At 56.5% G+C, this 13,784-nt stretch carries 15 protein-coding genes and 1 pseudogene; 7 read left to right on the forward strand and 9 right to left on the reverse strand.

Annotated features, from left to right (window positions below; all coding sequences use genetic code 11):
* Positions 1 to 211 (reverse strand): annotated as a pseudogene (locus AC2FH8_RS15640) (hypothetical protein); the annotation flags it as partial.
* Between the two features lie 54 nt (positions 212 to 265).
* A complete protein-coding gene (locus AC2FH8_RS15645) occupies positions 266 to 979 on the reverse strand; it encodes a uroporphyrinogen-III synthase (protein ID WP_496690182.1) in 714 nt (237 codons plus the stop codon).
* A 97-nt stretch (positions 980 to 1,076) separates the two neighbouring features.
* Here AC2FH8_RS15645 and tsaD point away from each other — a divergent pair, with 97 nt between their 5' ends.
* From tsaD to AC2FH8_RS15665, 4 genes are read left to right on the forward strand one after another with little or no spacing between them, the layout of a single operon-like run.
* The gene (gene tsaD / locus AC2FH8_RS15650) at positions 1,077 to 2,174 is read left to right on the forward strand and encodes a tRNA (adenosine(37)-N6)-threonylcarbamoyltransferase complex transferase subunit TsaD (protein ID WP_496690183.1); all 1,098 of its coding nucleotides are present in this window, start codon (positions 1,077 to 1,079) and stop codon (positions 2,172 to 2,174) included.
* A complete protein-coding gene (locus tag AC2FH8_RS15655) occupies positions 2,171 to 3,133 on the forward strand; it encodes an NAD(P)H-dependent glycerol-3-phosphate dehydrogenase (protein ID WP_496690184.1) in 963 nt (320 codons plus the stop codon). The genes tsaD and AC2FH8_RS15655 overlap by 4 nt, the downstream gene beginning before the upstream one ends.
* Position 3,134: 1 nt before the next feature.
* Positions 3,135 to 3,404 (forward strand): YciI family protein, encoded by a 270-nt coding sequence (locus AC2FH8_RS15660; protein WP_142637484.1) that lies wholly within the window; start codon positions 3,135 to 3,137, stop codon positions 3,402 to 3,404.
* Positions 3,404 to 3,826 carry an EVE domain-containing protein gene (locus AC2FH8_RS15665; protein ID WP_496690185.1) on the forward strand — a complete coding sequence of 141 codons (423 nt, stop codon included), beginning with the start codon at positions 3,404 to 3,406 and terminating at the stop codon, positions 3,824 to 3,826. Before AC2FH8_RS15660 ends, AC2FH8_RS15665 begins: the two co-directional genes overlap by 1 nt.
* Before the next feature lie 204 nt (positions 3,827 to 4,030).
* On the opposite strand, the gene AC2FH8_RS15670 is transcribed toward AC2FH8_RS15665, so the two are convergent.
* The 4 genes from AC2FH8_RS15670 to AC2FH8_RS15685 all read right to left on the reverse strand — a co-directional run bounded on the left by AC2FH8_RS15670 (position 4,031) and on the right by AC2FH8_RS15685 (position 7,214).
* Positions 4,031 to 4,372, reverse strand: a complete 342-nt coding sequence (locus AC2FH8_RS15670) for a DUF2853 family protein (RefSeq protein WP_281973371.1) — start codon at positions 4,370 to 4,372, stop codon at positions 4,031 to 4,033.
* Positions 4,373 to 4,643: 271 nt separating this feature from the next.
* Positions 4,644 to 5,393, reverse strand: a complete 750-nt coding sequence (locus tag AC2FH8_RS15675; RefSeq protein WP_282022138.1) for an extensin-like domain-containing protein — start codon at positions 5,391 to 5,393, stop codon at positions 4,644 to 4,646.
* A 13-nt stretch (positions 5,394 to 5,406) separates the two neighbouring features.
* Positions 5,407 to 6,795: an adenosylhomocysteinase gene (gene ahcY / locus AC2FH8_RS15680; RefSeq protein ID WP_496690240.1), complete on the reverse strand. Its 1,389-nt coding sequence runs from the start codon at positions 6,793 to 6,795 to the stop codon at positions 5,407 to 5,409.
* A 101-nt stretch (positions 6,796 to 6,896) separates the two neighbouring features.
* Positions 6,897 to 7,214, reverse strand: a complete 318-nt coding sequence (locus tag AC2FH8_RS15685; protein ID WP_496690186.1) for a hypothetical protein — start codon at positions 7,212 to 7,214, stop codon at positions 6,897 to 6,899.
* 204 nt (positions 7,215 to 7,418) lie between these two features.
* On the opposite strand from AC2FH8_RS15685, the gene AC2FH8_RS15690 reads away from it, so the two are divergent.
* Positions 7,419 to 8,018, forward strand: a complete 600-nt coding sequence (locus AC2FH8_RS15690; RefSeq protein WP_271950659.1) for an HD domain-containing protein — start codon at positions 7,419 to 7,421, stop codon at positions 8,016 to 8,018.
* Between the two features lie 6 nt (positions 8,019 to 8,024).
* Here AC2FH8_RS15690 and AC2FH8_RS15695 read toward each other — a convergent pair whose 3' ends face one another.
* The 3 genes from AC2FH8_RS15695 to AC2FH8_RS15705 all read right to left on the reverse strand — a co-directional run bounded on the left by AC2FH8_RS15695 (position 8,025) and on the right by AC2FH8_RS15705 (position 10,720).
* Positions 8,025 to 9,263 (reverse strand): CapA family protein, encoded by a 1,239-nt coding sequence (locus AC2FH8_RS15695; protein ID WP_496690187.1) that lies wholly within the window; start codon positions 9,261 to 9,263, stop codon positions 8,025 to 8,027.
* Positions 9,264 to 9,458: 195 nt separating this feature from the next.
* On the reverse strand, positions 9,459 to 10,013 hold the full coding sequence (locus AC2FH8_RS15700) for an ActR/PrrA/RegA family redox response regulator transcription factor (protein ID WP_142637470.1): 555 nt from the start codon (positions 10,011 to 10,013) through the stop codon (positions 9,459 to 9,461).
* Between the two features lie 86 nt (positions 10,014 to 10,099).
* Complete coding sequence (locus tag AC2FH8_RS15705) at positions 10,100 to 10,720, reverse strand: SCO family protein (RefSeq protein ID WP_142637468.1); 621 nt, start codon at positions 10,718 to 10,720, stop codon at positions 10,100 to 10,102.
* A 92-nt stretch (positions 10,721 to 10,812) separates the two neighbouring features.
* On the opposite strand from AC2FH8_RS15705, the gene regB reads away from it, so the two are divergent.
* Complete coding sequence (gene regB, locus AC2FH8_RS15710; protein WP_496690188.1) at positions 10,813 to 12,207, forward strand: sensor histidine kinase RegB; 1,395 nt, start codon at positions 10,813 to 10,815, stop codon at positions 12,205 to 12,207.
* 63 nt (positions 12,208 to 12,270) lie between these two features.
* The gene (locus tag AC2FH8_RS15715) at positions 12,271 to 13,776 is read left to right on the forward strand and encodes a PAS-domain containing protein (protein ID WP_496690189.1); all 1,506 of its coding nucleotides are present in this window, start codon (positions 12,271 to 12,273) and stop codon (positions 13,774 to 13,776) included.
* Positions 13,777 to 13,784 lie beyond the last annotated feature (8 nt).

The raw sequence follows: 13,784 nt of genomic DNA on the forward strand, positions 1-13,784 counted from the left end.
CTTCGGCTTCGGCTTCGGCTTCGGCTTCGGCTTCGGCTTCGGCTTCGGCTTCGGCTTCGGCTTCGGCTTCGGCTTCGGCTTCGAAAGGCGTTTCGTCTACGGGGTCAGCATCGTCAACAGGTGCCTCATCCGGGGTCTGGACAATGTCCTCGACTGCGTCAGCCTTGGGGTCATCTTCCGGCTTTTGATCGGTTTTCTTCTTACCAGCCACCGCAATGTTCCCCTTTTCGAATCCAAAACAACCTGAACAACTAACCAGACTAAGTTAATCTGTGGCCTCGCCGCCCTCAACCCGCATCGCATGTTTCACAAGCTTTTTAACGGCTTTCCGCATTTTCTTCGGTGTCGGCTCTTTGGCAATCTTCAGGCGGACATAATCCAAGGAATAAAGGGGTTCAGCCGAGGCCTCGCTGATTGCAGCCAGCCAAAGTGGTGCCGAACCCACCCAGATGTCGGCAAATTGTCGCGCTGTTCTGGGTGAAAATATGGGGACAATCACCGGTTCATTGCCCTCAGCAAGGGCGCCTGCCCGATCTGTGAGCGGTAACAGGTGCTGTTTATAGACAGGCTGTTCACGCACAGCCAGACCGGATTCGGTCAACCGTTCAGCAATGTTACCCCGGCTGTGTTCCCCCCGAAGATGAAGCAGCGGGCTTTGGGGCCGGTGCTTTAGCAGGTTTGCAATCAGCTCTTCGGCGGTAGCACCCACCATCCGGGCATCCCAGCCCGCGCCTTTGGCCGTTCCGGTGGTAACAGGACCGACACAAAAGGCCGGCATCTTTCGAGATACATCTAAAGACGTCGCCGCATTAACGGCGTTGGCCGAAGTAAAGATCAGCCCCTTTGCTTCATCCGCATGCACTTGCACCGCCAAAGGTTTGATTTCCAGAATCGGCGAATGGATAACCTCTACCCGGCTTCTGATGCGGGTTGGCAACTGCGCGACGAACCTTTCAGACGCAGCGCGCGGGCGGGTCATCAACAAATACAACAGTTGGCGCCTTCGGCCTTGGGATTGTTTGCATCCGCGCAGGGTGATACCCCGCTTGGCAACCAAGGTGTAACGGATCAGGCCAATGGTGCAAACACTTACTGTCCTCGGGTTGGAAAGCAGCTGTGATGACACGGCCGCCGCAGTCGTGCGCCAATCCGATGATACAGCCGCCGAGGTGCTGTCCTCGGTTGTCTATGGCCAGACCGAATTGCACAGCGCATTTGGTGGCGTGGTGCCTGAGATTGCCGCCCGCGCCCATGCTGAAAAGCTGGATATCTGTGTGATGCAAGCGTTAGAGGCCGCAGGTTTGGGCCTTGCCGACATGGACGCTATTGCCGTAACCGCCGGTCCCGGCCTGATTGGGGGGGTTATGTCAGGCGTCATGTGCGCCAAAGGGATCAGTGCCGCCACGGGCCTGCCATTGATCGGAGTCAACCATCTGGCCGGTCACGCGCTGACGCCACGCCTGACGGACGGGATCGCGTTTCCCTACCTGATGCTGCTGGTTTCGGGCGGGCACTGCCAATATCTGATTGCCCATGGGCCCGAGCAGTTCACCCGTCTCGGCGGCACCATCGACGATGCCCCGGGAGAGGCCTTTGACAAGACAGCCCGCCTGCTGGGCCTACCGCAACCCGGTGGCCCCTCGGTCGAGGTCGAAGCCCGCACGGGCGATCCCAAGCGGTTCCGGTTTCCGCGGCCACTGCTGGACCGTCCGGGCTGCGATTTGTCCTTTTCCGGGCTCAAGACCGCGCTGATGCGAATGCGCGACCAGATCGTGGCTGAAAAAGGTGGCCTGACGCGACAGGACCGCGCCGATCTTTGCGCCGGGTTCCAACGGGCCATCGTGGACACTTTGGCCGAGAAAACCCGCCGCGCAATCGACCTTTACCTATTGGAAGGCCCTGCGGAGGCGGTTGTGTCTGTTGCGGGCGGCGTTGCGGCAAATACGGCCATTCGTACCGTGTTAGAGTCTATCTGCGTCGAAAAAGGTGCCCGATTTACCGCCCCTCCGTTAGCCCTGTGCACCGACAATGCCGCCATGATCGCCTATGCCGGAATTGAACGTTTCCGCACTGGTGCCCGCGATGATCTGACCCTGACCGCGCGTCCGCGTTGGCCTCTGGATGAAACCAGCCCGGCCATGTTGGGCAGCGGCAAAAAAGGAGCCAAAGCATGAGCGTGTCGGTTCTGGGGTCCGGAGCGTTTGGAACAGCTCTGGCGATTTCGCTGGCCGGGAAAGGCCCCGTCACGCTATGGGCTCGGGATCCGGAACAGGCCCAGATGATGCAGAACCATCGCGTAAACAGCGCGCGCCTGCCGAATGCACCTTTGCCCAAGGCGATTACGGTTACTTCGGACGCTGATCTGGCGGCAGAAAGCGAAATCATCCTCCTGTCCGTGCCGATGCAGAAATTGCGGAGCGCGTTGTGTGCGCATTCCGCTACCCTCAGAGATAAAACGCTGGTCGCCTGCTGCAAAGGGATAGAGCTGACCTCGGGCCTTGGGCCGGTTTCCGTTATCCGTGAAACCGTCCCAGAGGCGCGCGCTGCGCTGTTGACCGGGCCAAGCTTTGCGAACGACATCGCGCGCGGCCTTCCCACCGCATTGACCCTCGCTTGTGCGGATGATGCGATTGGCCGTGACCTGCAGCATGAATTGAGCACCACAAATCTGCGCCTCTATCGCACCGCGGATACTATCGGCGCCGAACTTGGTGGGGCCTTGAAAAACGTCATGGCCATCGGGTGCGGGGCCTGCATTGGCGAAGGCATGGGCGAAAGCGCCCGTGCCGCCCTTATGACGCGGGGCTTTGCCGAGATGCAGCGCTTTGCGCTGATGCGCGGGGCCCGCCCTGAAACATTGATGGGCCTGTCGGGTATGGGTGATCTGGTACTGACCTGCTATTCCGAACTGTCCCGGAACTATCGATTTGGCCTGTCGCTTGGGCGCCAGGATGCTTTTGACACAAACACAACCGTCGAAGGTGTTGCCACGGCCAAGGCTTTGGCCAAAATTGCCAAGGCCGAAGACCTGGACATGCCCATAAGCACAATCGTTTCAGAAATAAGCACCGGAAAATGCAGCGTTGGTGAAGCCATGCGCTGGCTGCTGAACCGACCCCTGAAGGAGGAATAACATGCTGATCGCCCTTATCGCCAAGGATAAACCCGACGCGCTGCAAACCCGGCTGGATAACCGTTCCGCCCATCTGGCCTATATCGAAGAAACCGGTGTTGTTGCCCAGGCCGGACCCCTTCTGGAAGGCGATGCGATGATCGGATCACTGATCATCCTCGAGGTCGAGGATATGACGGCGGCGCAAAACTGGGCCGACAATGATCCCTATGCCAATGCAGGACTGTTCCAGTCAGTTGATCTGATCGTCTGGAAAAAGGTGGTCGGCTGATGGCTTATTGGCTGTTCAAATCCGAACCCTCGACCTGGAGTTGGGACCAGCAAGTCGCCAAGGGCGCAGAGGGCGAAGAATGGGATGGGGTGCGCAACTATCAGGCACGCAATTTCATGCGGCAGATGGCCGTGAGCGACCGTGGTTTTTTCTATCATTCGCAAAAAGACAAGGCGATTGTCGGCATTGTTGAGGTTTGCGCCGAAGCCCATCCAGACAGCACCACCGAGGATGAGCGTTGGGAATGTGTGGATATCAAAGCCGTGCGCCCGTTCACCATCCCGGTCACGCTGGATCAGATCAAAGTGGATGAACGTCTGGATGAGATGGTTCTGGTCAAGAATTCCCGCCTGTCCGTACAACCGGTCAGCGATGCCGAGTGGCAGGTGATCTGCGATCTGGGGCAAACGAAGTCGGATTGATTAAAGGGAAGGTCCTGACAGATGCAGAACCTTCCCTACCCCGCGTGCTCCCGACTCACCACACGCGTATAGAATTTCGGTTCTGACCGTCCTGATCACAAACTGACACTAGCCCATTTGGCCGGCTTGGCACAAACAACAAGTACCTAAAATTGGAAACGCCCGCCACAGATCGGGCGGGCGCTGATTGGTCGAAACCCGGATTTAGCTATAGACCGACTCTTTGCCGAAATGCTTGGTCAGCATATAGTAAACGACAGCACGATACTTGTTGCGCTCGGACATGCCATAGGTTTCCAGCGCCTTGTTGATCGCTTCCATCAGCTCGGGGCCGTCGGAAAGGCCCAGTTTCTTGACCAGGAAGTTGTTTTTGACGGTCTCAAGCTCACCTGACTGAGTGGCTGCCACGGTCGACGCGTCGGCGTCATAAATCGCCGGACCACATCCGATTGTGACCTTGGTCAAAAGGTCCATGTCGGCGTCCATCCCGCATTTGTTTTTCAGATCATCTGCGTATTTGGCGATCAGTTCGTCGCGTTTTCCCATGAATAATTCTCCCGTTGAGCAGCTTTGGCTGCGATTTTCAATGCGCCTATGAACAGGTGTCGGAAGGTTAGTCAGTTGTTCTGTTTACACAAAGGGAAAATTTCAGGTCATTCCCCGTAAGCGAAATTATGGCAGCACAGATAGACTCCGCGTACCACAATGCCTGATTCTGGCCTTCTGTAAGGGTCAGGTGGTTTGGATTCAGGGCGTAGCGGGAAAATGTTGAAACCAGTGCAGCGTGCCGACATGGCACCTGCTAACCGACCGGTGGTTATCTGCAATATCCCCAACCCGGTCCCTGAAGATGGAAGTGGTTCGCATGCAGCCGGTTGTAGTTTGGCCCAAGTACCACCCGAAACCATTCGCATGCACCCCGGCCAATCCGGTGTAGAAAATCTGCTTCGGGTCCGGGTGTTGTCCAGTCCGACAGCAGGCTCAGGCTTCGCCCATCTGCCAACTCGACCCCGACAATATCGATGGCATCAGCGGTGGCATGACTGCTCCAACCGCTGTCCTTTCCCTGCGCGGTGCGCATTCGCCGGCAGTTATAGCTGCCCAGGTGGCGCAAGCTGCGCACCCTGCTGCCCAACATCTCGCGCGCGGCGGGTTGGACCACATGGTGTTCCCACATGGCCAATCGCAGAGCCGTGGCACAACGGGTCTCGACGCCATTGACGCTGGCCGTGGTTAAGCCCGAGAGAACCCCGCGCCCGGCTATTCCGCATTTCTCGTCGACAATCAGATCCTCGACCAGGGAAAAGCTTACCCCCGCCCCGGCCAATGCGGCCCTGCACTGCGTTTCATCGGCCAAAGCTCGTCGCATTTGCACAGGTGTGACCGGCGTGACCCGAGCCGTAATGGTCAGATCTCGCAAAGGGTTCCAGTGGTCCGGAACCGGTGATTGCGGGTGGGACAAAAGCCAGTAGCCACCCCCACCCATCAAAACCACCAAGGCGAGTGCTGAGAAAACGAAAGACGCCGCCAGATGCAATATCCGACGGCGTCCAGAAGGTTTGGTCATGCCTGACCCGCAATCAATAGCGGTAATGTTCAGGCTTATAGGGGCCTTCCGGATTCACACCGATATACGATGCCTGTTCGCTGTCCATCTGCGTCAGCTTCACGCCGATACGGTCCAGATGCAGGCGTGCAACCTTCTCGTCCAGATGTTTAGGCAGGATGTAGACCTTGTTTTCGTACTGATCGCCTTTGGTGAACAGCTCAATCTGGGCCAACACCTGATTGGTGAACGAAGCCGACATCACAAAAGACGGATGACCGGTGGCGTTGCCCAGGTTCAACAGGCGGCCTTCGGACAGCAGGATCAGACGATTGCCCGAAGGCATCTCGATCATGTCCACCTGTTCCTTGATGTTGGTCCATTTGTGGTTCTTCAGGCTAGCCACCTGAATCTCGTTGTCAAAGTGACCAATGTTGCCGACGATGGCCATGTCCTTCATCGCGCGCATATGCTCGATGCGGATCACGTCCTTGTTGCCGGTCGTGGTGATGAAGATATCCGCACTGTCAACTTCGTCTTCCAGCAGCGTAACCTCGAACCCGTCCATCGCGGCCTGCAGGGCGCAGATCGGATCGACCTCGGTGACCTTCACGCGGGCACCAGCACCACGCAAGCTGGCGGCCGAGCCTTTGCCCACGTCACCATAGCCACAGACCACGGCAACTTTACCAGCCATCATAGTGTCGGTGGCGCGGCGGATACCGTCGACCAGCGATTCCTTACAGCCATATTTGTTGTCGAACTTCGACTTGGTGACACTGTCATTGACGTTGATCGCGGGGAAAGGCAGTTGGCCTTCCCTGACCAGCTGGTACAGACGGTTCACGCCGGTCGTGGTTTCCTCGGACACGCCTTGGATCTGGTCGCGCATTTTGGTGAACCAACCGGGGGACGCGGCCATACGTTTGGCGATCTGCGCCTTGATGGCCTCTTCCTCTTCCGAGCCCGGTACGGGGATAATGTCTTCGCCCGCTTCGGCGCGGGCGCCCAGCAGGATATACAGCGTCGCATCGCCGCCATCGTCCAGGATCATGTTGGGGCCGTCGGTGAACAGGAAGGATTTGTCCAGATAATCCCAATGCTCTTCCAGCGTCTGGCCCTTGATGGCGAACACCGGGATACCGGCTTGGGCAATCGCCGCCGCCGCGTGGTCCTGGGTTGAGAAGATGTTGCACGACGCCCAGCGCACATCCGCGCCCAGCGCCACAAGTGTTTCGATCAGAACGGCTGTCTGGATGGTCATGTGCAGCGACCCGACAATACGCGCGCCCTTCAGGGGCTTTGCGTTACCGTATTCCGCGCGCAGGGCCATCAGGCCCGGCATCTCGGTCTCTGCAATATCCAGTTCTTTGCGGCCAAACCCGGCCAGCGAAATGTCTTTGACGATATAGTCCCCGGCCATCAGGTGCTCCATTCCGGTATAATTCAATCCGGGTTGCCCTAGCATCCCTTTCGGGACGTGGCAACGCAGATGGCCGGAAACGGGGTTTTAAGCCGCCAAAATCAACTTGGTATGCCCTCTACCTTGATTTTGGGGATCGCTTGGAAAAAGTCGGTCCCAACGGCGACAATGCAACTGATGCCGTTCGGACGTGTCACCAAAACGGTATAGCTACCCGTTTCCTGAGAGGTCCAGACCTCCATCACCGATTGCGAGCCACGGGATTTTTGCAATCCACCAAAGGCCAGTTCCTCGGAATAATTGTCCTGTAGCGTTGAAATCAGTTGATCACGCAGTCCACAGCTTTGCTGGGCAAAGGCAGGCGGTGCAGTGGCAGCCATACCAAAGGCCAGAGCAATTCCTAACAAACGCTTGAACATAGCAAGCTCCTTTCGATACGAGTTACGTCCGAGAGGGGCACACCGGGAGGAGCATGCGCCCCCCTCGGTACAAATGTCGGTATCACCGCGCGCTTGTTCAAAGCACGATTGCTCAAGAAAAAGTTGGCAGCTGGTGATCTTGACAGGTACAGCTTACCACAAAAATGCGAATTTAATGTGTCCCACTTCACAAGGCATGGCAGAATGGCAACACAACCCCGCGCATGGCAAAGAATGCTGTCCGGGCGCAGGCTGGACCTGCTGGACCCGACACCGGTGGATATCGAGATTGAGGATATCGCGCATGGGCTGGCCTTTGTGGCCCGCTGGAACGGGCAGACACATGGCGATTTCGCCTATTCGGTGGCCGAGCATTCGCTGTTGGTCGAAGAGCTTTTTGGTCGTATTGCCCCCAAGGCACCGGTCAAATGGCGGCTGGCGGCCCTGTTACACGATGCGCCGGAATACGTGATCGGAGATATGATCTCTCCGGTCAAATCCGCTGTCGGTCCCGACTATGGCGCACTGGATGATCGGCTGGCTGCGGCGATCCACATCCGGTTTGGCCTGCCCGCTGCGGTGCCTAAAACGGTTAAACGGCAAATCAAAAAGGCCGACAAGATCAGCGCCTGGATGGAAGCCACCCAGATCGCGGGCTTTTCCGAGGCCGAGGCGACAAAATTCTTCGGCCGCCCGGACAGGGTTATTATGGAAGGGCTGCAGATCAAATTGCGGCCACCCGTTGAAGTAAGATGTGCCTATACGCATAGACATTCGGCATTGATGGCCGAGATTGGGCCCTGACCACTATCAGCCTTCTGATCGCGCCACCTTCTGAAAGACGTTACCGTCCATCTCATGGGCATGCCAACGCACTGGCGTCGCCTTCAGATTTGTTATTTCGGCCTTGCCCTCAGTCTTCTGTACTTCAATCTGCATAATCGTACTGCTGGCAATGTCTCTATCGGCGAAACCCCACAGCAGACTTCCTAGGGAATAGGCGATTGGCACCGTCCGATCTCCGGTCTGTGTGCGATACAGCTGAATTGGCTGAGGGACATGGGGGTGGTGGCAGACGATAAGATCAGCTCCGAATTCGGCCAAGTCCTGTGCGGCCTCTTGCTGCGCTCGGCGCGGGAACAGCTCGAACTCATGACCCCAATGAATAATCCCAATAACCAGATCACAGCCAGCCGCTTTTGCGTTCGAGATCTGTGTCTTTAGAAGGGTGGTGTCCGGCGCTTGATGTTTTGAAGTCAGCTTGGCGATATTGATGCTCTGCTTTTGACCTTCAGGAAGCGCGTGGCCGTTGGTACCAAAAGCGCAGGACGCAAATCCGAACTTTATCCCTTTTCGTTCGATCGTTTTGACGGCTGTGGCTTCTGCCAAACTCTCATTCACACCGATTTGCATGATATTTCTGTTACTTAAGACGTTCAAAGTCGTCTCAAGCCCCTCAACACCCATGTCGAGAATATGGTTGTTTGCAAGGTTCAAAACATCAATGAACCTTTCGTTATGGCTGGTCAAAGCATCGAACTGTTCTTCCGACGCACATTCGATCGGCGGGCCAGCGTCCCCGATCACTTCGTCAATCAAGGGCTGTGTCGTTACAGGTGACTCGTAGTTGGCGACCAAAATATCATCCTGAAACAAAAGATCTTCAATCTCAGCATATACTTGATCTTTTGCGACACTGGCCCTGTGGGTTCTTAGAATGTCCCCGGCAAAGCTCAGAGTGACCGAATTTGATGTGTCACTGATGTCAGCGGTTGAAAGTTGTACGGCCGTTTTAGTCATAAAGCCGGACTGATCCAGCTCCGCTTCAGGCTGCTGAATCGGGTTCTTACTTTTATAGACCCAGTACAGGTTGTCCAAAATGTTCATTTCGGAAAGCTCACCCGCAGCGCCCTTTCGTGGTCGCGCCCAAAACCCAAATCTCTCTGCTGCCCAGGTGACAACAGAGACAATGGCTTTAAGGGCAGGGTTGGAAATACGGAGGCTTTCGTATGGCGTATTAGGGAGCGGCGACACTTCGATACATCTCAACTATTTGTTCGGAAAATATAATTATTGAACTTAACGACAACACAAATTGGTTAACAGACACTAAATTAAAGTCTTCAGGGGTGGCGGTCCATCAGCCGCGACAAAGCATATGTTTGATAGCCGCCTGTCGAGACTCAATTCGGTTTTCCGGCTTCATGAGTTCTGGCCTGGTATGCGCAAGCTAAACTCACGATCTCATCGCGGGCTGCGCTTCGCCAAGATCCGTTGCAATGTCCGGCGGTGCATGTTCAGGCGTCGCGCGGTTTCACTGACGTTGCGATCACACAGCTCATAGACCCGCTGGATATGCTCCCAGCGCACGCGATCCGCGCTCATTGGGTTTTCCGGCGGCGGGGGCAGTTCGTCGCCCTTGGCCAGTAATGCGTTGGTGATGTCGGTGGCGTCGGCGGGCTTCGACAAATAGTCGGTGGCACCAATCTTGACTGCGGCCACAGCGGTGGCAATAGCGCCGTACCCGGTCAGAACCACAACCCGGCTGTCGGGGCGCTTTTCGCGCAGCACTTCGACCACATCCAGGCCGTTGCCATCCTCCAACCGCAGGTCAACAACCGCATATGCAGGTGGACGGGCTGTGGAAATGGCGCGGCCAGCGGCGACAGAGCCCGCGGTTTCAACCTCGAACCCGCGTTTTTCCATGGCCTTGGCCAGACGTCTCAGAAACGGTTCGTCATCATCCACCAATAACAGCGATTTATCCGGGCCGATGTCGAGGTCAGAGCTGTCCGCCATATTCTATTCTTTCCGCTAATTCACGCCGTTGGCTTAAACATGAGTAATAGCAGCGCCATTGCAAAGGTCAAACAGACCGTTGCGTTCTAGATCTTGTCCAGAAAGCAGCCCACCTTGTCAGCCATCTGCTCGGCTGTGTCATTGCGATCGAAAAATTCGATAAACCCGTCCTGGGGTGTGACCAGATAAGTAAAGGTCGAGTGATCAACCAGATAGTACTCATCACTTTTGTCATGGGCCTTATAATAGGTCTTATAGGCCTTGCTGGCGGCCTTGACCTGCTCGGGCGTGCCGGTCAGGGCGATGGTCTTACCACCAAGGTTAAAGGCGTAATCGGCCATAACTTCGGGTGTATCGCGATCCGGGTCGATCGAGATAAACAGCGGCGTCACCGATTGCCCGCGTTCGGCCAGAATATCCACCGCTTCGGCATTGCGGGACATGTCAAAGGGGCAAACATCCGGACAGAAGGTATAGCCGAAGTAGACCAGCGTAGGTTCGGTTATCACCTGTTTGTCGGTCACAGTCTCGCCCTTGCCGTTGATCAGTTCGAAGGGCCCGCCAATGGTGGCCGTGCCCCCTGCGATCTGGCTGGACCGGCACTGCGCGAATTTGTCGTCCGAGCCTGCGCCGCGCGTCAGCAGCCACATGGCCCCCAGACCTACGGCCAAAACAACTGTTGCAAGGATAGCGTATAGACGGACCATGGCATCTTACCTGACGATAGAGGAGTTGTTGATCGTTCCGGCCGGGACACCTATCAAGATGAACAGCCGATGCAACAGGACATAATGGACCAATGGCAGATTCCAACATCACTTTTTGGCCTGGTCAGGAACGCAGCTGGATTCGCCTGCGGACGCTGATCCTGCTGCGCTGGGTGGCTATCTTTGGCCAGATCACCGCAATCACCGTGGCGCAACAGACCTATGATGTGCAGTTGGATGTGACGCTGTGCTATCTGGCCATCGGCATTTCGGTCATGGGCAACTTGACGGCAATTCTTGTCTTTCCACGCAACAAACGCCTGTCCGAGTTCGAAAACTTTCTGATGGTGTTGTTCGATTTGTTGCAGCTGACCATCCTGCTGTACCTTACCGGAGGCCTCAATAATCCGTTCGCCTTGCTGTTGGTGGGTCCTGTGACGATCTCTGCCAATGTCATGAGCACCCGGTCAACGCTGATCATCGGTACGGTGGCCATCATTCTGACCACGCTGCTAGCCGAATTTCACCTTCCCCTGCACACGGATGGCGGTGTGGATCTTGAGATCCCCGGTATCCTTCTGTTCGGAAACTGGGCTGCCATCGTTATCGCGATCGTTTTCCTGGGGGCCTATTCCCACCGCGTAAGCTCTGAGGTGCAGTCGATGTCTCAAGCGCTGTCGGCCACGCATATGGCCCTCGCACGTGAACAGAAACTGACCGATCTTGGTGGAGTTGTCGCCGCCGCCGCGCACGAACTTGGAACACCTCTGGCAACAATCAAACTGACCAGTGCCGAACTGATCGAAGAGCTGGACGACCGCCCTGACCTGAAAGAAGACGCCGCCTTGATCCGCGAACAGGCCAATCGTTGCCGCGACATTCTGCGCGACATGGGGCGGGCTGGCAAAGACGACCTCCACCTGAGACAGGCCCCCCTGTCCACTGTCATCCATGAGGCCGCCGAGCCACATATCAACCGCGGCAAGCAGGTACACTTTGCCGAAGGTCCGGTCGGGGATGGCGATGTTCAACAGCCTTCGATCCTGCGTAAACCTGAGATCATCCACGGAATGCGCAACCTCATCCAGAATGCTGTGGATTTCGCGCGCAGCAACGTCTGGGTCGAAGCGGAATGGACAGCCGAAAGGATTACGATCAACATCATGGATGACGGCCGCGGGTATCCTTCGCAAATGATTGGCCGGATCGGGGATCCGTTCATGCGCCGACGGCGGGCAGAATCGGAAAAGCGGGCCCGGCCGGAATATGAAGGTATGGGCCTGGGCCTGTTCATCGCAAAAACCCTGCTGGAACGCAGCGGTGCGCATTTGGATTTCGCCAATGGCTCTGATCCATATCAGACCTTGTCGGACAATCCCGAACGTATAGGGGCCATCGTCCGGGTATCTTGGCCGCGAAAACTTGTGGATGCACAGACCGGCGACACCCCCGTTCCTTCAGGTGTAAATCAGCATATCCAAGTCTGAGTTAAGACCCCGTTAACCATTTCCACCCATAGCTATACCCGTGAATTCACCGCGGGAGAGCACATGGTCGACTGGATCATATTGGCCGTCATCAGTGTGGTGTCTGCCAGTCTGGCGGTTCAATGGCTTTTGCCCCGTCGTCAGCAGACAAGTGACAATTTCGGCCTGTCCGAGCCGGCCTCGTTGTTCAATGTCGTGTTTCTGTTCGACGGTGACCGCCTGATCAGCCACACAGACATCGCTCTGGAAGGGTTTGAGGCTGTGCGCGACTGGTCAGATCTGCGTCGGCTGCTGCAGCGAGATTTTCCGGGCTTTCCTGAAACCCCTGAACGCGTCAGGCACGAAGGGAATCTTATCATCCCCGCCATTGATTGTTCGGTCGAGCGGGACGTTTTGTGCGAATGGATCGACGGGGTCGTACGCGTACAGCTGCGGGAAAGCTCTGATTACCCCAGAACCGTATTGCGCGAGAATAGCGATCCGATCCGCCTGGCGATGGAACTGGCGCCCTACCCGGTCTGGCATCTGGATTATCAAAACAAGATCCGCTGGTGCAACGCCGCCTATGTCTCGCTTGTCCGCAAAGTGCGCGGTGGCGATACCGACCTGACTGCACCTCTTTTTCCCGGGCCCGAAAATGGCGCGCGTATCAGCGCCAAGACCCGTGTATTCATTTCGTCCGAAGACAGTGCAAACAAGCTTTGGTTTGACCTGACGATGGTGGACCACCCGGAAGGCAGCCTATGCTACGCTGTGGACATCAACGCCATCGTCGCCGCCGAGACAGCGCAGCGAAAATTCGTACAGACGATGACCAAAACCTTTGCACAGCTGTCCATCGGCTTGGCCATTTTTGACAGAAATCGCCAGCTTGCCCTGTTCAACCCCGCCTTGATTGACCTGACCACCCTGCCCCCGGATTTCCTGAGCTGCCGCCCCAACCTGTCCAGTTTCTTTGACCGCCTGCGCGATCAGCACATGATGCCGGAACCCAAGAACTATCGCAGCTGGCGTAATCAGATGAACGATCTGCTGGAGGCAGCAGAAGACGGAAATTACCAGGAAACATGGTCGCTGCCATCCGGCTCGGTCTATTCCGTCAGCGGCCGCCCGCACCCGGATGGTGCGGTGGCCTTTCTGTTCGAAGATATCACGGCCGAGATCACGTTGACCCGCCGCTTTCGGGCGGAAATGGATTTGATGCAATCCATCCTGGATAAGCTGGCCGACGCGGTTGCCGTTTTCGGTGATGACGGTACCTTGGCCTTCACCAATTATGCCTATCAGAAATTATGGGGTGAAGCCGATGGTGCCGGATTTGAACCCGACACGGTTCTGGACGTGACCCGCAACTGGCAGAAACATTGCACGGCCACTCCAATTTTGGGTGAAATCCGGGATTTCGTGGAAATGCGGGACAGCCGGGCTGAGTGGTCAGCCAGAATCCAAATGCGTAACGGAACCGATCTGAACTGCACCATCTGCCCATTGCAAAACGGGGCCACCATCATTCGCTTTGCCACCAACGAAGCAATTCCGCAGCGCGAGATACAGCAAATCAGCGCCTGAACCGGGTT

It is taken from the genome of Ruegeria sp. CDSC025, from assembly GCF_059610805.1.